General features: G+C 73.7%; 17 protein-coding genes. 10 read left to right on the top strand and 7 right to left on the bottom strand.

All coding sequences use genetic code 11. From position 1 onward, the window contains the following. Window positions 1–56: 56 nt before the first annotated feature. The 6 genes from KIS93_RS49615 to KIS93_RS49590 all read left to right on the top strand — a co-directional run bounded on the left by KIS93_RS49615 (window position 57) and on the right by KIS93_RS49590 (window position 6628). The gene (locus KIS93_RS49615; RefSeq protein ID WP_080042231.1) at window positions 57–2126 is read left to right on the top strand and encodes a serine/threonine-protein kinase; all 2070 of its coding nucleotides are present in this window, start codon (window positions 57–59) and stop codon (window positions 2124–2126) included. Between the two features lie 29 nt (window positions 2127–2155). Next, a complete protein-coding gene (locus tag KIS93_RS49610; RefSeq protein ID WP_080042230.1) occupies window positions 2156–2356 on the top strand; it encodes a DUF6203 family protein in 201 nt (66 codons plus the stop codon). 75 nt (window positions 2357–2431) lie between these two features. Continuing rightward, window positions 2432–3376: an RNA polymerase sigma-70 factor gene (locus KIS93_RS49605; protein WP_080042229.1), complete on the top strand. Its 945-nt coding sequence runs from the start codon at window positions 2432–2434 to the stop codon at window positions 3374–3376. Between the two features lie 104 nt (window positions 3377–3480). Then, a complete protein-coding gene (locus KIS93_RS49600; protein ID WP_080042228.1) occupies window positions 3481–4680 on the top strand; it encodes an NAD(P)/FAD-dependent oxidoreductase in 1200 nt (399 codons plus the stop codon). Window positions 4681–4768: 88 nt separating this feature from the next. Further along, a complete protein-coding gene (locus KIS93_RS49595; protein WP_080042227.1) occupies window positions 4769–5773 on the top strand; it encodes a zinc-dependent alcohol dehydrogenase family protein in 1005 nt (334 codons plus the stop codon). 36 nt (window positions 5774–5809) lie between these two features. Then, entirely contained in the window at window positions 5810–6628 is an 819-nt protein-coding gene (locus KIS93_RS49590; RefSeq protein WP_080042226.1) for a M55 family metallopeptidase, read from the top strand. A 28-nt stretch (window positions 6629–6656) separates the two neighbouring features. Here KIS93_RS49590 and KIS93_RS49585 read toward each other — a convergent pair whose 3' ends face one another. Beyond that, complete coding sequence (locus KIS93_RS49585; RefSeq protein ID WP_080042225.1) at window positions 6657–7727, bottom strand: PucR family transcriptional regulator; 1071 nt, start codon at window positions 7725–7727, stop codon at window positions 6657–6659. 72 nt (window positions 7728–7799) lie between these two features. Here KIS93_RS49585 and KIS93_RS49580 point away from each other — a divergent pair, with 72 nt between their 5' ends. The 3 genes from KIS93_RS49580 to KIS93_RS49570 all read left to right on the top strand — a co-directional run bounded on the left by KIS93_RS49580 (window position 7800) and on the right by KIS93_RS49570 (window position 10678). Further along, the gene (locus KIS93_RS49580) at window positions 7800–8720 is read left to right on the top strand and encodes an alpha/beta hydrolase (RefSeq protein ID WP_230465519.1); all 921 of its coding nucleotides are present in this window, start codon (window positions 7800–7802) and stop codon (window positions 8718–8720) included. A gap of 429 nt (window positions 8721–9149) precedes the next feature. Further along, window positions 9150–9587, top strand: coding sequence for a MerR family transcriptional regulator (locus KIS93_RS49575; RefSeq protein WP_080047165.1), 438 nt, complete (start codon window positions 9150–9152; stop codon window positions 9585–9587). Further along, a complete protein-coding gene (locus tag KIS93_RS49570) occupies window positions 9584–10678 on the top strand; it encodes an NAD-dependent epimerase/dehydratase family protein (RefSeq protein WP_222107924.1) in 1095 nt (364 codons plus the stop codon). The genes KIS93_RS49575 and KIS93_RS49570 overlap by 4 nt, the downstream gene beginning before the upstream one ends. Here KIS93_RS49570 and KIS93_RS49565 read toward each other — a convergent pair. From KIS93_RS49565 to KIS93_RS49545, 5 genes are all read right to left on the bottom strand, one after another. Further along, a complete protein-coding gene (locus KIS93_RS49565) occupies window positions 10592–12577 on the bottom strand; it encodes a hypothetical protein (protein ID WP_080042222.1) in 1986 nt (661 codons plus the stop codon). The two genes, KIS93_RS49570 and KIS93_RS49565, sit on opposite strands and share 87 nt — an antisense overlap. 67 nt (window positions 12578–12644) lie before the next feature. Then, entirely contained in the window at window positions 12645–13451 is an 807-nt protein-coding gene (locus KIS93_RS49560; protein WP_222107923.1) for a carbohydrate ABC transporter permease, read from the bottom strand. Then, window positions 13441–14364: a carbohydrate ABC transporter permease gene (locus KIS93_RS49555; protein ID WP_222107922.1), complete on the bottom strand. Its 924-nt coding sequence runs from the start codon at window positions 14362–14364 to the stop codon at window positions 13441–13443. The genes KIS93_RS49560 and KIS93_RS49555 overlap by 11 nt, the downstream gene beginning before the upstream one ends. Next, the gene (locus tag KIS93_RS49550) at window positions 14361–15602 is read right to left on the bottom strand and encodes an ABC transporter substrate-binding protein (RefSeq protein WP_080042220.1); all 1242 of its coding nucleotides are present in this window, start codon (window positions 15600–15602) and stop codon (window positions 14361–14363) included. The genes KIS93_RS49555 and KIS93_RS49550 overlap by 4 nt, the downstream gene beginning before the upstream one ends. Continuing rightward, complete coding sequence (locus KIS93_RS49545; RefSeq protein WP_080042219.1) at window positions 15599–16831, bottom strand: Gfo/Idh/MocA family protein; 1233 nt, start codon at window positions 16829–16831, stop codon at window positions 15599–15601. The genes KIS93_RS49550 and KIS93_RS49545 overlap by 4 nt, the downstream gene beginning before the upstream one ends. Window positions 16832–16933: 102 nt before the next feature. On the opposite strand from KIS93_RS49545, the gene KIS93_RS49540 reads away from it, so the two are divergent. Beyond that, complete coding sequence (locus KIS93_RS49540; protein ID WP_080042218.1) at window positions 16934–18031, top strand: ROK family transcriptional regulator; 1098 nt, start codon at window positions 16934–16936, stop codon at window positions 18029–18031. A gap of 75 nt (window positions 18032–18106) precedes the next feature. Here the strand turns inward: KIS93_RS49540 and KIS93_RS49535 are convergent, their stop codons facing one another. Next, entirely contained in the window at window positions 18107–18634 is a 528-nt protein-coding gene (locus KIS93_RS49535; RefSeq protein WP_080042217.1) for a TetR/AcrR family transcriptional regulator, read from the bottom strand. Window positions 18635–18694: the final 60 nt, after the last annotated feature.

The following is an 18694-nucleotide window of genomic DNA, read 5'->3' as shown; positions in this document are numbered from 1 at the left end:
CGCGGCCCGTTGCTTTCAGTAGAGAGCAGAAAGAGTGGCGGCGAGGGGAGACGCCCGTGCCAACGGCGCAGCCGCTCAGAACGGGGGACCCGCAGCGACTGGGGGAGTACGTCCTCACCGGGCGTCTCGGTGAAGGCGGGCAGGGCGCGGTGTTCCTCGGTTCGAGGGGCGGGGAGACGTACGCGGTCAAGCTGCTGCACGGGCCCGTAGGGGACGAGCGGGCGGCGTTCCTGCGGGAGGTGGAGCTGGCCAAGCACGTGGCCAGGTTCTGTACGGCGCAGGTGGTCGACGCCGGGTTCGACCAGGGGCGGCCGTACATCGTCAGCGAGTACGTCGACGGCCCCTCGCTGGCCAGGGAGGTCGCGCTGACCGGGCCCCGGCGCGACGGCGCGCTGGAGCGGCTGGCCGTGAGCACCGCGACGGCGCTGGCGGCCATCCACCGGGCGGGCATCGTCCACCGCGACTTCAAGCCCCAGAACGTGCTGCTCGGCTCCGACGGGCCGCGCGTCATCGACTTCGGGCTGGCCAAGGTGCTGGACGCGGCGGCCACGGTGAGCGGGCGCGGGGTGGGCACGCCGGCGTACATGGCTCCCGAGCAGATCACCGCGTCGGCGGTCACGGGCGCGGCCGACGTCTTCTCGTGGGGCGCGACGATGTGCTTCGCCGCCAACGCCACCGCCCCGTTCGGCCAGGACTCCGTGGCGCCGGTGCTGCACCGCATCCTGACCGCCCCGCCCGAGCTGGGGCGGCTCGACGGGCGGCTGCGCGTGCTGGTGGCCTCCTGCCTGGACAAGGACGCCCGCAACCGGCCCAGCAGCAGGGAGCTGCTGTACGAGCTGCTGGGGGACTCGGCCGAGGGCGTGCCGCCCGAAGTGCTGCGCTCGCCGCCGCCGCACGTCCTGCGGGCGGTGCCGCCGCCGCTGGTGCCGGAGCAGCGCTCACCCGAGACGCACCGCTCCAGCGACGAGCCGCCGCCCACCTGGCCCCCGATGGCCGAGCCGGAGACGACCGGCGCACCGGGCGACGCCTACCGCCTCCCCCCGGACGCCACCCCGCCGGGTGACGCCTACCGCCCGCCTCCGGACACCGCCGCACCCGCCACCACCGGGGTTCCCGTGCCGAGGCAGGGCGGTGGGCCCTTACGGAGCGGGTCCGGCCCGGCTCCTCCCGAGGGGCCGGTGGCGGCGGACGGCGCGGCGCGTGGACGGGGGTGGCCCAGGGCGGCCATCGCGGTCTGCGCGGCCCTGCTCGCCACCGCCGCCGTACTCCTCATCGTGATCATCCCCACGATGTCCAGGAGGAACACCGAAACCGCCGCCCCCCAGGCCGGCGACGCCCCGCTCACCTCCCAGGCCCCCTCCACCGCCCCGCCGACACAGAAGCCCTCGACGGGCGAGCCGCCCGCGCAGCAGTCCCGCGGCCCCCAGGAGCCGGCGCTGAACAACCCGCCCACCGTGGTCCGCCCGGCCACCGTGGCCGTCCCGCCCCTGGCCGGCCTGGACCGGCAGGCCGCCGCCAAGGCGCTCAAGCGGGCCGGACTCGCCGTCGGCGCCGTCACCGAACGCGACGCCCCCCAGAAGATCGGCCAGGTCCTCACCAGCAGGCCGGCTCCCGGCACGGTCGTGAGCCAGGGCAGCAAGGTCACGCTCCAGGTCTCGGCCGGCCTGCCCGTGCCGGCGCTGACCGGCCTGCGGCGCAAGGCCGCGGCGGCGGCGCTCACCGGCGCCGGGCTCAAGGTGGGCCCGATCACCCGCTCCTGCTCCCCGGAGCCGGACGGGCAGGTGCTGGCCACCCGGCCCAAGGCGGGCGCCCGCGTCCAGGGCGGCACCCCGGTCGCGCTCACCGTGGCCCGCAACGGCGCCCCCGTCCCCTCGGTCGTGGGCCGGTCCGGTGAGGACGCCCGTGCCGAGCTGGCCGCGGCGGGTTTCTCCGTACAGACGCGGCAGCAGACGGTGGAGGACGAGGCCCGCGTGGGCACCGTCCTCGCGCAGAGCGTCCAGCCGGGAGGCTGCGCCGGGTCCGGCACGCAGATCACCCTCACGGTCGGGGTGGCCGCGCCGCCGAGCCCCGACCCGCAGGACAGCCCGCCGGTCCCGACCGCCACCGAGTCCGTCCCCGGCGACTGACCCGGGCGAACGCGGGCAGAGGCGTCCCCATGAAGAAGCTGTTCAAGCTCCTGCTGGCCCGCCGCCTGGCCGGCACCCCGCTCGGCCTGGCCGCCCTGGCCGCCGGCTGGCTCCTGGCCCGCCGCAAGCGCCGCCGGCGCGCGTACGAGGCGGAGCGGGAGAGCGCGCACGTCGGCCACCGCTCCCGCACCGCCCGAGGCGGCGGCCCGCGGGCGTCCGCACGAAGGTAGGCCCGCGGACGCGGGCTTTTTCGCCGGGGCAGCCCCCGCGGACGCGGGCGAACCGGGCCGCTTAGGATCGGGGCCATGTCCTTGACCGTGAACGACGTCGACCGGTTCGTGGCCTTCAAGCCGCGGCTGGAGGCCATCGCCTACCGCCTGCTCGGCTCGGCCTCGGAGGCCGAGGACGCGGTGCAGGAGACGTTCCTGCGCTGGCAGGCCGCCGACCTCGATCGCGTCGAGGTGCCCGAGGCGTGGCTGACCAAGGTGCTCACGAACCTGTGCCTCAACCAGCTCACCTCCGCACGGGCGCGCCGCGAGACGTACGTGGGCCGCTGGCTGCCCGAGCCGCTGCTGGAGGGCGACCCGATGCTCGGCCCCGCCGACACCGCCGAGCAGCGCGAGTCGGTCTCGTACGCGGTCCTCACCCTCATGGAGCGCCTGTCCCCGAACGAGCGGGCGGTCTACGTGCTGCGCGAGGCGTTCGACTACCCGCACCGCGAGATCGCCGAGATCCTCGACATCACCGAGGCCGCCAGCCAGCAGCTCTTCCACCGCGCGAAGAAGCACGTGGCCGACGGCAAGGCCCGCACCGAGATCGACGAGGCCACCGCGCGGCGCATCGTCGAGGAGTTCCTGGCCGCCGCCACCAGTGGCCGCACCGAGCCGCTCGTACGCCTGCTCACCGCCGACGTCATCTCGGTCGGCGACGGCGGCGGGAAGATCCCGGCCCGGGTCAAGCCGTTCGAGGGGCCGCTCGCGGTCGCGACGTTCCTGCGGGGCCTGTTCAAGCCCGCGGAGGCCAAGCGGGCCATGGTCGGCGGCCGGCCGGAGATCTACTTCACGACCGCCAACGGCGAGCCCGCCGTGGTGGGCGTGGTGGACGGCCGGGTCGTCGCCATCATGTGCCTGGAGATCACCGCCGACGGCATCGCCGCCTTCCGCAACCAGGTCAACCCCGACAAGCTGGCCCGCGCGACCGCGCAGTGGGCGGCGGGCGACCACGGGGGACCGCTGCTGACGGCGTTGTGACACTTATGCGAGAGATGTGACGCGCTTCACATTCTGATCCTGTCAGGAATCGGCGAGCTGCCCGGTTCAAAGGGCACAACACCCCGCAAGACAGGAGCACGGAAATGCAGCACCGCATCGTCGTCCTCGGCGCCGGGTACACCGGTGCGTTCGCCGCCGGCCGTCTCGCCCGCCGGCTCCACCCCGAGGACGTCGCCATCACCCTCGTCAACGCCGAGCCCGACTTCGTCGAGCGGGTCCGCATGCACCAGGTCGCGGCCGGCCAGGACCTCAAGGCCCGGCCGTTCAGCGAGATGTTCGCGGGCACGGGGGTGGAGCTCAAGCTCGGCAAGGTCACCGGCGTGGACGTCGAGCGGAAGACCGTCACCGTGACCGACCCGAGCCGGCCCGGCGCCCCGGCCGCCGAGCTCGCCTACGACACGCTCGTCTACGCCCTCGGCAGCGCCTGGAACACCCAGGGCGTCCCCGGCACCGCCGAGCACGCGTACGAGATCGCCGGCCGTCCCGGCGCGCTGCGCCTGCGCGAGCGCCTGGCCGGCCTCGGCGCCGGGCAGCCCGTGGTCGTCGTCGGCGGCGGGCTCACCGGCGTGGAGGCCGCGACCGAGATCGCCGAGGCCCGCCCCGACCTCGACGTCGCCCTCGTCGCCCGCGGCGACCTCGGCGACTGGCTCGCCCCAAAGGGCCGCGCGCACCTGCGGAAGGTCGTCCGCGACCTCGGCATCACCGTGCACGAGCGCACCGAGGTGACCGCCGTCGAGCCCGACCGGATCACCGTCGCCGGCGGCACGGCGATCCCGGCCGCCGTCACCGTGTGGACGACCGGCTTCGCCGTCCACCCCATCGCGCAGGCGACGGACCTGCGGCTCGGCGCCACCGGCCAGATCGTGGTCGACGAGACCATGCGCTCGGTCTCGCACCCCGACGTGTACGCCATCGGCGACGCGGCCCTCGCGATGGGCCGGGGCGGCAAGCCGCTGCGGATGTCGTGCGCCTCGGGCATCCCGACCGCCCAGCGCGCCGCCGACGCGATCGTGGCCCGGCTGACCGGCGGGAAGCTGCCGCACGGTGCGCCCGGCTACTTCAACCAGTGCATCTCGCTGGGCCGCAAGCAGGGCCTGATCCAGTACGTCACCGCCGACGACCGCGCCGTCCCGGCGGCCCTGACCGGCCGGCTGGCCGCCGTCTACAAGGAGCTCATCTGCAAGAGCGCCGCCTGGGGCGTCACCAACCCGACGTACGGGATGCCGGCCCGGCGCCGCCGCGTCACGCGCCGGCAGGCCCCGGCCGTCAAGGCGGTGGCCTAGGCCCGGCTCCCCGGTCATTCCTGCTCATTCCCTGCTCATTCCCTGGGGGGAATTGCCGGGAACACGGGCCCCTCTGGAGGATCGCCGCATGCGTACATATCGAGTGGAACGCCCTGAGATCGCGCTCCAGGACGAGCCGGTGCCGGAGCCGGGCCCGGGGGAGATCCTCGTGCGGGTGCACGCGGCCGCGCTCAACAAGCGCGACCTGCTCATCCTGGACGGCACCTACCCCCTGCCCGCCCGGCCGGGCGTGATCCCGCTGAGCGACGGCGCCGGAGAGGTGGTCGCGGCCGGGCCGGGGGTGACGAGGTTCGGCGTCGGGGACCGGGTGATGGGGTCGTACTGGCCGCGCTGGCACGACGGCCGCCTCCGCCCCGAGCTGATCGACCAGCCCGGCTGCACCCTGGACGGCATGCTGACCGAGTACGCGCTGCTCGGCGAGCAGGCGGCGGTGGCCGTGCCGGAGCACCTGAGCTGGGCCGAGGCGGCCACGCTGCCGTGCGCGGCGCTGACCGCCTGGGTCTCGCTGACCGGCGGGCAGAAGCTGCTGCCCGGCGCGACGGTCGTGACGCTCGGCACGGGCGGGGTGTCGCTGTTCGCCGTGCAGCTCGCCCGGCTCCTCGGCTGCCGGGTGATCGTCACGACCTCCCGCATGGACCACGCCGACCGGCTCAAGGCCCTCGGCGCCGACCACGTGATCGACTACCCGGCCACCCCCGACTGGGGCCGCCGGGTGCGCGAGCTGACCGGCGGGCAGGGCGCCGACCTCGTCGTGGACACGGCCGGCCCGGCCACCATCGACCAGTCCGTACGGGCCGCCGCGCTCTACGGCGAGGTGGCCGTCCTCATCACCCGCGACGCCACGAGCGACCGCCTGGAGATCACCAACGAGGCGTACGCCTCCAGCCTGGCCACGCTGCGCCGCGTCTTCGTCGGCAACCGGGCCGAGCTGGAGAGCCTGTGCGCCGCCGTCGCCGCCCACGAGCTGCGGCCCGTGATCGACCGCACCTTCACCGACCCGCACGCGGCCTACCGGCACTACCGCGAAGGCTCGCCGTTCGGCAAGGTGGTCATCGAGCTCGCTCCCGCCTGAGCGGGGGCGCAGGGTTTCCGGAGAGGTGGGATCGCGATGCGCGTGCTCGTCTCGGTCGACATGGAAGGGATCGCCGGGGTCGTCCACGGCGACGACGTGCTGCCCGGCCACGGGGAGTACGAACGCAACCGCGCGCTGCTCACGGCGGAGACCAACGCGGCCGTCCGCGGCGTCCACGCCTTCGAGCCCCGCGCCCAGGTGCTGGTCACCGAGGCGCACGCCCACTTCCGCAACCTCCTGCCCGAGCGGCTGGACCGGCGCGCCGAGCTGCTGCGCGGCACGCCCAAGCCGTACGGGATGATGGCCGGGCTGGACGGCGGCGTGGACGCAGCCCTGTTCATCGGCTACCACGGCAAGGCGGGCACGGCCCGCTCGGTGCTGGCCCACACCGTCTCCGGAGGAGTCGTCTCCGACGTGCGCTGCAACGGCCGCTCCCTCGGCGAGCTGGGCCTGAACGCCGCGCTCGCCGCCCACGCCGGCGTCCCGCCCGTCCTGGTGAGCGGCGACGACACCGTGGCGGCGGAAGCCGCCGAGGTCGTGCCCGGCATGCACGCGGTCGTGGTCAAGCGCGCGCTGGGCGCCCGCGCGGCGGCCATGCTGCACCCCGAGGAGGCCTGCGACAGGATCGAACAGGCCGTCCCCGCCGCGCTCGCCGGGCGCGACGCCGTGCGCGCGCCACGGTTCGACGGTCCGGTACGGCTGGAGGTGCGGGTGCACCGGCCCCGGATGACCGAGCTGGTGCTGCTGATACCGGGGATGGAGCTCGCCGACGGGTGCACGCTGCGCTACGAGGCCGCCGACTTCCCCACCGCGTATGACGTCATCGAGCTCATCGCCACGCTCGGCGCCCTCTGAGCGGCCGGCTCGCCGAAGACCCGAACGGTCACGCCTGGAGGAGCCGCCACGCCGTCAGGGCGAGCCTGATCCTCGTCAGGCCGGTGGGCTCGGTGAGCTCGATGCCGAGCGTCCTGCCGATCTGCTCCAGGCGGCGGGCGACGCTGCTGTGGTGCAGGTGGAGGAGGTCGGCGGCGCGGCGCAGGGAGCCGGTCGCGCAGTAGACGTCCAGCGTCTCCAGGTCCTCGGGGCTGCCCGCCATGCGGGCGATGGCCGCCACGTCGGCGTTGTCCTGGGCGACGTCCTGCGGGATCTCCGCCAGCAGGGCCAGCGCGCCCAGGTCGTCGTAACGGACGACGGGCTCGCGCGGGGTCGTGAAGCGCAGCGCGGTGCGGGCCTGCCGCCACGACAGGTGCGGGCTGCCCGCCGGGCCGATCCCGGCGTGCACGCCCGCCGGGAACGCGGCCGGGTCGACGGTGGTGGCCAGGATGACGCCCGTGTCGCCGAGCGGCGCCGCCTTCACCGGCCTGGCCGGGCAGATCAGGGCGCCGACCTGGTCGAGAGGCAGCCGCGAGCGTGTGGCGCCTGCCTGGTCGAGAGGTGGCTGCGAGCGGACGGCGACGACCCGCACGGGCAGCCCCGCCGCGAAACCCAGCAGCCGCAGCGCCCGCGCCCGCGCCGCCTCGTCGGCCTCGGCGCTGATCGCCAGCTCGACGAGCGCCGGGTCTGCCATGGTGGTACGGGCCGGGCCGTACCGCTCGACGACGGCCGCGGCCGCGATCGCCAGCCGGTCGAGCAGCAACTCGTCGAGCGGGCCCGGCGGCCCAGGACGCTCCAGCCACGCCGTGCCGATCTCCTCGTCGTCCAGCGTGATCGCCGTCGCCGTGGACGCCGGCAGCGCCGGGTCCAGCGCCCGCGTGCCGCCCGGCGCCATGCGGATCACCTGGCCCGTGCCGTGCAGCCGGACGCCGGCCACACACTCCGCCAGCACCGCCGAAGCGCGGGCCAACCCCGGCAGGTCCACCCGCCGCCGCATCAGCGTGTCGTAGAACATGACGACCCGGATCGCACCCTCAGCCAGCTGATCCAGCTGCGACAGCCGTAACGCCAACGCCTCCATGACAACGAGCATATGCGCCGATCGGCGCGCGAACCGGGGCGAACGCCCGACAGATGGCGGATGATGGGAAACATGGCGATCAGCAGGATGGGCGACATGAATCCCGAACTCGAAGCCTTCATTCCGCTCTTCCCCGCGGCCGACCTGAGCGACCCCGCCGCCGCCCGCGACGGCCTCGCCGCACTCGCCAGTGCGGTACCGGCCGCCGACAGCCCCGACATGGTGATCGAGGACCGCCTGATCCCCGGCGACCCCGACGTGCCGGTCCGCGTCTACCGCCCCCTCCAGGCACAAGGAGCCATCGTCTGGATGCACGGCGGCGGCTGGGTCATGGGCAGCCTCGACACCGAGCACCCGTGGGCCAGCCGGGCCGCCGAGCTGTCCGGCGCCACCGTGATCTCCGTCGGCTACCGCCTCGCACCCGAACACCCCTTCCCCGCCGCCTTCGACGACGCCTACACCGTGCTCACCTGGGTCAGCGAGCACGCCGCCGAACTCGGCATCGACCCCGACCGCATCGCCGTCGGCGGCCACAGCGCCGGCGCCAACCTCGCCGCCGCCATGACGCTGCGCGCCCGCGACGAGCAGGGCCCGCCGATCTGCTTCCAGCTCCTCCACCAGCCCGGCCTCGACGACCGCCAGCAGACCTGGTCGGCACGGAACTTCACCGACACGCCCTGGATGACGCGCGACAAGTTCGCCACCGCATGGCGGCACTACATGGGCTCCCAGCCCGTCACCCCCTACGCCGCGCCCGCCCGCGCCGAGGACCTGTCGGGACTCCCGCCCGCCTACATCGCCACCGCCGAGTTCGACCCGCTCAGGGACGAGGCCATCGAATACGCCCTGCGCCTGCTCCAGGCGGGGGTGTCGGTCGAGCTGCACCAGTGGCCGGGGACGTTCCACGGGTCGCAGGCGATCGTGTCGGCGGAGATCTCCCAACGCCAGATCGCCGAACTCGCCACCGCCATCCGCCACGCCCTCGCCAAGTAACCCCACCCCCGCCGTTCCCCCGCCCGCCCTGTCGCCGAGGCGCTGCCCTACGGGGGCCGCCTCGGCCGTGAACCACCCCACTGCCACTGCCACTCGCGCTGCCGCTGCCGCTGCCGCTCGCGCTGCGCTGCTGCTGGTCGCGCTGCGCCGCTGGGCTGCGGCGCCTCGCCTCCGGGTGGCCGCCCGGGCTGCGTCGCTGGGCGGCTGTGCCGCTGCGCGATCGGGCAGCGGCGTCGGCGGGCTGTGGCGCTTCGCCTCCGGGTGGCCGCCCGCGCTGCGTCGTCGCCCGCGCTGCGCCGGCGGAGACGGTTTGCGGCGTTCGGGGTGGTGCGCTGTCCGAAGGCGGTGTGCTGGTGGAGGGGCGGGGGCGCGGGGCGGGTGGTGGTGGGGTTTGACTTCAAGCGCTTGAAGTGTGGTGTTCTGACGTGCGTGAGCACCTTCACCATTCAGGACGTGTCCCGGCGCAGCGGGCTGAGCGAGCCGACGCTGCGGTACTACGAGGACGTGGGGCTGATCGGTCCGATTCCGCGTGACGAGCGCAGTGGTCATCGCCGTTACCGGGAGGAGGACGTCAGCGAGGTCGAGATTCTGGCGTGCCTGCGGGCGGTCGGCGTGAGCATCGAGGACATGCGGACGTACCAGGCGAACCGGGCGCGCGGCCGGGAGGCGGCGGCCGAGCAGCGGGACCTGCTGTTGCGGCACGCGCGGCGGGTCGAGGCCGAGATCGCGGCGCAGCGGACGAGGCTGGCCTACCTGCGGGAGAAGGCGGCGCTGTGGGATGCCCGCGATCGAGGTGACGCCGCCGCGGAGGCGGAGGCGTGGCGGCGGGTCATGGAAGCGGTTTCGGCGTTGGAGGCGTTGGGATGAGGCCGGTTCTGGTCACGGGCGGGTCGGGGTATCTGGGGACGCACCTGGTCGCCGCGTTGCTGCGGGAGGGCAGGCCGGTGCGGGCGACCGTGCGTTCCAAGGATCGGGAGGGCGATCTGCGGGCGGCGGTGCGCCGTGGCGGCGCCGATGACGCGGGGCTGGAGGTCGTGGCGGCGGACCTGATGAGCGACGACGGCTGGCCGGCCGCGGTGGACGGGTGCGCGGAGGTGCATCACGTGGCCTCGCCCATCCCGGCCGTCCAGCCGGAGGATCCGGACGAGCTGATCGTGCCCGCCCGCGAGGGCACGCTGCGGGTGCTGCGTGCCGCCCGCGACGCCGGGGCCCGGCGCGTGGTGCTCACGTCGTCCTTCGCGGCGGTCGGGTACACGCCGAAGCCGGGCGCCGAGTACACCGAGGACGACTGGACGGATCCGGACACGCCGGGGCTGGCGCCGTACCCGCGCTCCAAGGCGATCGCGGAGCGGGCCGCCTGGGACCTGATGCGGCGTGAGGGCGGCGGCACCGAGCTGGTCGTGGTGAATCCGACGTTCATCCTGGGGCCGACGCTGACGACCGGGCTGGGCAGCTCGATGCAGCTCGTGAAGGCGATGGTCGGCGGGGTGATGAGCGTGGTGCCGCGCCAGCGGTTCGGGATCGTCGACGTCCGGGACGTGGCGGAGCTGCACCTGCGGGTCATGGCGGCGCCCGAAGCGGCGGGCCGGCGGTTCCTGGCCGTGGGTGACGGGCCCGCGTGGAGTTTCCTGGAGGTGGCGGAGGTTCTGCGGCGGCGGCTCGGTCCCTTGGGGCGCGCGTTCCGACGGAGGAGGCGCCGGGGGAGGAGCCGCCGCGGCCGGTCATCCACAACGATCGGGCGCGGGGGACGGGATGGCGTCCGCGTGATGCCGAGACGACGATCGTGGAGTCGGCCGAGAGCCTGCGTGATCTCGGCCTGTTGTGAGTTCGGCTCCAGCGAAGGCCATGCTGTGAGTTCCCCTCCAAAGGGGCTACGGGCGGCGTCTTCTGCGGAGGGGGCGGGTGCCGCGGCCCGTGCCGGGGATGAGGCGCAGGGGCCGGTCGCGGGAGGCGCGTAAGGGCCTGGCCACCAGCTCGCGCAGCTCCTCCAGCCCGGCCAGGTCGTGGTGCCCGGAGTCGAGCAGTGCCGCCGCGAGGTCGTGGGCGCCGTGCCCGGCCATCGACCGGAGCTGCTCGATGACCACCGCGGGGCCGCCGAGCTCCAGGAGGGAGAGGAAGTTCTCCGCGCCCAGCAGCAGGTGCTCGCGCCGGTCCAGTGCGGCCGGGTCGATCTCGCCCGCGTCCACGAGGAGGGTCAGGGCGGTGGGGGCGAGGACGGGGTCGTGGCGGAGGTCGCGGACGAGGGCCTGGCCCTCGGGCAGGGCCTGCGCGAGCACGGCGAGCATGGCGGCGGCGCGGGTGCGGAACGGGCAGTCGCGGGCGGCCCGCAGCAGCGCTTCGAGGTCCTGGCCTGGGTGGGAGAGCCAGGCGTTCAGCTCGACGGCGGCCGCGCGGGGCGGGTAGTGCTGGGTGAGGACGCCGAGGAGCTCCGCCGGGGGTGCGGTGGCCAGCTCGCCGATCAGTGGGGCGTCGCGGCCCTCCCGCAGGAGGCGGTCGCGGACGGAGCGCAGGGCGAGGGGCGTGAGGCGGGCGAGGAGGAGGTCGGGGGAGGCGAGGCGCTCGCGCAGGCGTTCGGCCGCCTCCGGAGGCAGTGCCCCGTCGTCGAGGTCGCTCGTGTAGCGGTCGTCGGCGGGGCCGTGGGTGAGGTCGACGGCGCCCAGGTCGGCCAGGACGTCGAAGGCGCGTTCCAGGTCGAGGGCGGTGCGGCGGCGCCACAGGTCCTTCGTCCGCTCGGACGTCGTTTCCATGGACACGTGCTCCTGGCAGGCCGGCCAGACGGTCTCCTCCAGTCGGGCCACGGGCACGTCGTCCATGCCGTACAGGGTGGCGAGCAGGTCGGGCAGGACGGCGGCGAAGCAGCGGCCGAGGACCCCGGCCCGGCCGCTCATGCTGATCTCGGCGCCGAGCTCGGGCAGGACGTCGAAGGCGCGGGCCCACAGCGCGGCCGGGTCGTGCGCAAGCGTGGCGGAGCGCGCCTGGAGGAGGCGGCCCTTGGCGACGCGGACCAGGCCGAGCCGCCGGGCCCAGGCCAGCAGGAGGCGGAGCTGGGGCAGGTCGGCGGAGCCGCGGACCTGAAGCTCCTGCTCGCCGGTGCCGAGCAGGGCGGACAGCTCGCGGGCGTCGGCGAGCGTGAGGTGGCCGGAGCGGGTGAGGGGGCGGCCCAGCTCGCCCGCCCAGGTGGCGAGCGTGGTGAGGCGGCGCACGGTGACGCTGCGTGCGGCGGCGTCGGCGAGGTCGTCCGGGGCGGGCAGGGCGATGGGCGGCTGGGGGAAGGCGCGCTCCTCCTCAAGGTCGAGGTCGGTGCGGGAGTGGCGGGCTTCCAGGAGGCGGCCGAGCAGGTCGCGGTCGTAGCGGATGCGGCCGGCGTCGAGGTCGAGCTCGAAGTCGCGCAGCGCGCCGGGGCCGGCGAGGTCGCTGCCGTGGTCGAGCGCCGTCTGCGTCCAGAACGTGGCCGGCCCTTGCAGGTGAGGGTCGTCGAGGGCCTTGCGGAAGTCGGGCAGGACGCGGGTGACGGCGTCGTCGGCCTGCGCGGGCGTGGCGCCGCGCGGGTCGCGCAGGCCGGTGGCGGCGAGGTAGTGCAGGAACGTGCGCAGGATCTCGGGCGCGATCTCCAGGATGTCCCTGGGGGTGACGACGTATTTCGGCACCCACGCCAGGAGGTAGCGCCGGATCTGCGGCTCGTCCCAGTAGGCGAGGCGGCCGTCGCGGCTGTGGTGGCGGGCGTCGAGGGCGGCGGCGACCAGCGGGCCGTCGGCGGGGCGGCCGTGCGCGTCGGCCCAGGCGAGGCAGCGCCTGGTCAGGACGGCTTTGGCCGCCGCGTACGGCGCCGTCTCCTCGGGCTCGAACCACGTGCGCAAGCGCGGACCCCCTCTCTGGGGTGCGGTCTGACCCTCCAGTATTCCGGTGCCGGGCCTCCGGCGGGGGCTACTTCAGCGCACCCGCCGTCAGCCCCGCCACGATCCGCCGCTGGAAGAACAGCACGAGCAGCACGAGCGGCAGCGTGACCAGCACGCCGGCCGCCATCTGCGTCCCGAAGGGGGTGTCGAACTTGGCCGCCCCGGTGAACTGCGCGATCCGTACGGTCGCCGTCTGCCGCTCCTGGTCGTTGACCATGGTGACCGCGATGATGAACTCGTTCCAGGTCGCGATGAACGCCAGGATCGCCGTGGTGAAGACGCCCGGCGCGGCCAGCGGCAGCATGACCCGCCGGAAGGCGGCGAACGGGGTGCAGCCGTCGATCATGGCGGCCTGCTCCAGCTCGTACGGGAGCTGACGGAAGAACGTCGTCAGGTTCCAGATCGTCAGCGGCAGCGCGAACGACATCGACGGGACGATCATCGCCTGGTACGTGTTGATCCACCCGATCGCGGTGAACAGCTTGAGCAGCGGCACGATGAGCAGCGCCCCGGGGAACATCGACACGGCGATGACCAGGGCGAGCACGACGTTCTTGCCGCGGAAGGACAGCCGGGCCAGCGCGTACGCGGCCAGCGTCCCGACCAGCAGCGTCACGGCGGTGGTGACGCCGGCCACGACGAGGCTGTTGAGCAGCGACCGCCCGAACCCCATGTCGGCGGCGAACACCGCCTCGTAGCTCTCCAGCGACCAGGGGCTCGGCAGCGGTGTGGTGTCGTGGATGTCGGCGGTGCGGCGGAAGCTCGACACCACCATCCAGTAGAACGGCACGAGGCAGTACAGCGCGATGCCGATCGTTCCCGCCCTACGCCACACGTGCATTCCCTTCACGCCGCCCGCTGAGCCGCCGTTCCCGGACGTCACTCAGCAGGTCGGCCCCGAGCAGCTTCACGAACACGAACGCGATCACCGCGATGTAGACGAACAGGGCCGTCCCGTAGGCGGAGGCGGGCCCGTAGTGGACGCGGGTGGCCTCGTCCCAGATGAGCCCGGACAGCGTCTCCACCGACTGCTTGCGCGGCCCGACCAGCACGTACGGCAGGTCGAAGATCCGCAGCGCGTCCATGAGCCGGAACAGCACGGCCACCAGCAGCGCGGGCTTGACCAGCGGCAGCGTGACGCGCCGGAACGTCTGCCAGGGGGTGGCGCCGTCCACCCGCGCCGCCTCGTACACCTCGGCGGGGATGATCTGCAGCCCGGCCAGGACGAGCAGCCCGACGAACGGCGCGGTCTTCCAGGTGTCGGCGACGATGACGGCGAGCTTGGCCCAGGGGCCGTCGGCGGTCCAGAGGATCTGGGTGCCGAGCAGTGCGTTGGCGACGCCGTCCGCCTGGAAGATCCACTTCCACATGAGGCCGGCGACGGCGGTCGGCACGGCCCACGGGACGAGGATGCTGGCCCGCAGGAACGCGCGCCCGCGGAACGCGCGCCGCATCACCAGCGCCATGGCCATGCCGAGCACGACCTCCAGGGAGACGGTGACGACGGTGAACAGGGTGGTGTTGAGGGCGGCGTTGATGAAGCGCTGCTGCGCGACGCCGGCGTAGTTGGCCAGCCCGGCGAACCATTCGCCCTCGACCACGAACCCGTCGGCGTCGAGGCGCTGCCCGCTCTCGTAGAACGACTCCCGCATGGCGGCGACCAGCGGGTAGAAGACGACGAGGGCGAGCACGAGCAGGGTGGGGGACAGCATGGCGGCGGCCAGCCATCCGGGCGATCGGGCCTTCACTTGAGCAGGGGCCCGAGCGCGGTCTGGAGCTCCGACAGGCCCTGGTCGACGGGCTTGGCGCCGGTGATGATGGCGTACGCGGACTCCTGGATGGCGGCGGTCACGTCGCCGTACCGGACGGCCTTGGGACGCGGCTTGGCGGCGAGGATGCCCTCCTTGAGCGCGGGCAGGTACGGGTACTTCTTGATCATCTCGGGGTCGTCGTAGATGGCGGCGCGCGGCACCGGCATGGAGCTGGTCCGCGCGAACGCCTTGATCTGTTCGGCGCTCGTCATGAACGCGACGAAGTCGCGCGCCGTCTGCTTGTGCTTGGAGAAGGCGGAGACGGCCAGGTTGTTGCCGCCGAGGGTGCCCGCGCCGGGGCCGTTCAGCCCGGGGATCGGGGCGACGTCGAACTTGCCCGCCACCTTGCTGGAGCCGTCGGTCTTCTGCGCGGCCTCGTAGCCGTAGGCCCAGTTGCGGTAGAAGAGCAGCTTGCCCTCCTGGAAGGCGACGCGTCCCTCTTCCTCCTTGTACGTGATCGCCTCCTTGGGGATCATCCCGCTCTTGAAGGCGTCGGCCAGGAACCGGGCGGCCTGCTTCGCCGCTTCGCTGGTGAGCTGGGGCTGCCCGGAGGCGTCGAGGAGCTCGCCGCCGGCGGAGGCGACGGCCTCGGAGAAGTTCACGGTCAGGCCCTCGTACTTGTCGAACTGGCCGCCGTAGCAGCTCATGCCCTTCTGCTTGGGCAGGACCTCGTCGCAGATCTTCTTCATCTCGGCCCAGGTCTTGGGCGGCTGCTTGACCAGGTCGGTGCGGTAGTAGAGCAGGCCGGTGCCGGTGAAGACCGGCATCGCGTACAGCTTGTCGCGATATTTCGCCGTCTCGATGGTGGTGGGCAGGAAGCCGGTGGTGTCCAGCTTGAGTTCCTCCACCCACCGGTTCGCGGCGAACTCGCTGGTCCACACGGCGTCGATGAGCATGACGTCACCGGCGTCGGACTTCGTCTGCGCGTTCTGGATGAGCTTGCGGCGCTGCTCGTCGGCGCTCTCCGGCAGCAGGACGACGCTCGCCTTCTCCTGCGGGTGGGCGGCGTTCCAGGCGTCGACGATCTTCTGCACCGACTCGGCCTCGAACTTGCCGCCGAGGAACGTGATCGGCCCGCGCTCCTGGGTCGGCGCTTGAGGCGACGGCGACGATCCGCAGGCGGCCAGGCCCGCGCCGAGCGCCAGCGCGGCGGCGGTGACGTGCAGGGCTTTCATCGGGGGGTTCCTTCTTTCAGAGAAACGGTCTCGCCGGTCAGCCGGGACCGCTCGGCGGCCCAGGCGATGAGGTGGCTGTGCAGGCTCTCGGCCGGCGAGGAGAGGATCGGCGTGCGGTCCCGCGTGGCCACCGCCGTCAGGAACGCCTCCACCAGCGCTTCGTCACCGCCCCCGTGCCCGCCCCTGGCCGTGCCGTCCCCGCCCGGGCGGGTCTCGACGACGGAGGAGCGGCCGGTGACGAAGTCGTGGACGGTCAGGCGGTCGCCGTCGCCGTCGATGGAGCCGCGGGTGCCGAAGATCCGGGTCTGCCGGTGCTGCGCGGGCGTGAACCCGGTCATGGTGAACGACGCGGTCGTGCCGCCCTCGAACTCCAGGTTCACCACCTGGTGGTCGACCACGTCGTTGTCGCAGGCGTAGACGCACCTGCCGTACGGGCCGGTGCGCAGCGCCTCCAGCACCCCCGACTCGGAGACGTCGTCGGTGAGCACCGACAGCGGCCAGCCGTGCTCGCCGGCGAGCGGCAGGTAGATGCGCCGGGCCGAGTACGGGCAGTCCGGCTCGACGGAGCAGTCCAGGCAGCGGTCCGCGGCGCCCGCCGGCCGGTTCTCCGGCCGGAAGTGGTGCAGGCCGCCGAACGAGGACACGCGCGCGACCTGCCTGCCGGTCAGGTGCACGAGCCAGTCGAGGTCGTGGCAGGACTTGGCGAGCAGCATGAACGTGGACTCGTCGGCCCGCCGCCAGTTGCCCCGGACGTAGGAGTGGGCGTGGTGCCACCACCCGACCGGCTCCAGGTGCTGGACGCTGACGATCTCCCCGATCCGGCCCGCGTCGATCAGGGTTTTCAAGGCCCGCGTGTACGGGGTGTAGCGCAGCACGTGGCACACCGCGAACACGACGCCCGACCGCTCGGCCGCCGCCACGATCGCCCGGCAGTCGTCCTCGGAGACCGCCATCGGCTTCTCCAGCAGGATGTCGTAGCCCAGCTCGGCGAAGCGCACGGCGGGCTCGACGTGGTCCCGGTCCTGGGTGGCGATGACGACCGCGTCGGCCTGCCGGGGCAGCGCGGCCAGCTCCCGCCAGTCCGCGTACGGCACGGCGCCGGGGAACCGGTCGCGGCGGCTGCCCAGGGGATCGGCCACGGCGACCACCGTGGCCCCGCCCGCGGCGATGGCGTGGCGGGCGTAGGAGGTCCCGCGCGACCCCGCTCCGACGACGGCGAGCGTCACCATACCGAGCGCCTCCACTTATGTAACCAATTCACGTATGTCGGCCGATGCTAGGATCCGGGCTGGTAGTCGTCAATAGGGAAGTTATGGGAAAGGGTCTCATAAGTGACCGAGCTTCGGCCGGGTGACGCGTCGCTGCTGCGCAAGGTGAACACCAAGGTCACGCTCAGCGCGCTGCGCCGGGCCGGCGTGGCCACCCTGACCCAGCTCGGGCGCGTCACCGGGCTGTCCAGGCAGACGGTCGAGGCGGTGCTCGACGAGCTGGGCGAGCGCGGCTACGTCCGGGAGGTGCCGCCCGACGAGGGCGTGATGGGGCGGCCGGCGCGGCGGTTCGGCTTCCGGGCGGACGCCGGCTACGTGGTCGGCGTGGAGGTCGGCGGCGACGCCATCGTGGCGGCCCTGGCCGACCTCAACGGCGAGGTGATCGCCTGGGAGCGGGCCGAGATCTCGGGCGACGCCGCGGCCCACGAGCGGCTGGAGGCCGCCGAGCGTACGGCGCTGGCCTGCGTGGACGGCGCGGGCGTGGCGCACCGGCGGGTCTGGACGGTGGCCGCGGGCACCTCCGGCATCGTGGACAGGACCGGCCGCGTGTCACTGTCGATCACCCTGCCCGGCTGGACGGGCGTGGACCTCGCGGGGCTGGCCGGCCGCTGGTTCGGCTGCACGGCGCTGGCCGCCAACGACGCCAACCTGGCCGCGCTCGCCGAGCACTGGCGCGGCAGCGCCCAGCACGCCGCCGACGTCGTGTACGTCCTGATCGGCCACCGCGCGGGCGCCGGCATCCTGATCGGCGGCCGGCTGCATCCCGGGCGCACCGGGGCGGCGGGCGAGATCGGCACGCTGCGCCAGGTCGGCTGGGAGGATGCGGCCCGCGAGCTGGTCAAGGACGCCTCGGCGGCGGAGGTGTTCGAGGCGGCGCTGGGGGGAGACCGCGACGCGGTGCGCCGGGTGGACCGCTACGCCGAGAACCTGGCCATCGGCGCCTCGGCCCTCGTCCTGGCCATCGACCCCGACCTGCTGGTGCTCGGCGGGGGCTACGCGCGCGCCGGCGCCGTGCTGCTCGAACCGCTGCGCCGGCACCTGGCCGAGCTGTGCGTGAGCGCGCCGGAGGTGGTCGCCTCGACGTTCGGGGACGAGGGGGTGGCCATCGGCGCGGTGCGCCTCGCGCTCGACCACGCCGAACGCGAGATCCTGGGGCTTTAGAGCGCCTTTCGACCGCGCCGGACGCGAGATCCCGGGCCTCTGGAACGGCCTTGCCGAACGCGGGATCCCGGGCCTTCAGAACGCCTTCGCGATCTCCAGCAGCACGTCACGCACCTGCTCCTCCGGCAGGTCCGCCGTCTTGACCGCCCCCCACTGCAACGCGCCGAGCAGCGCCCAGCTCTTGAGCCGGATCTCGGGCCCCGGGTCGTCGCCGACGAGCTTGGCGTAGATCGTGTCCCTGAACGTGGCGATCTGGTCCCGTTCGGACCCGGGGGCGGTCGTGGCGTCGTCGGCGGCCAGGTCCTCCATGAACAGCCGGATCACCGACCGGTAGCGCACCGCGAACTCCACCAGCGCCTCGACGAACGCGGCCCGGCTCGCGTAGGGAGCGTCGAGCAGCGCCAGCATGTCGCCCGCCACCGGCGACAGCAGCTCCAGCGCCAGCCGGTCCTTCGGATGGAAGTGGTAGGCGACCGCGGTCTTGGTGAGCCCGACGGCGGCGGCGATGTCGGACAGGGAGGTGGCGGCGTAGCCGCGCTCGGCGAACAGCTCCCTGGCGGCGGCGAGGATGCGGCTGCGGGTGTCGTCGGATGATGTGGTCATCGTCTCATTTCCCTGCGGGAGGGAGCCTTCCGGACAACTCCCGTCTTATCGTAAGTGCTG

The sequence above is a fragment of the [Actinomadura] parvosata subsp. kistnae genome (genome assembly GCF_900323885.1).
GTDB classification, from domain to species: Bacteria; Actinomycetota; Actinomycetes; order Streptosporangiales; family Streptosporangiaceae; genus Nonomuraea; species Nonomuraea composti.
Note: the sequence above shows the minus strand (reverse complement) of the source record. Positions and strands in the feature narration are given on the sequence as shown.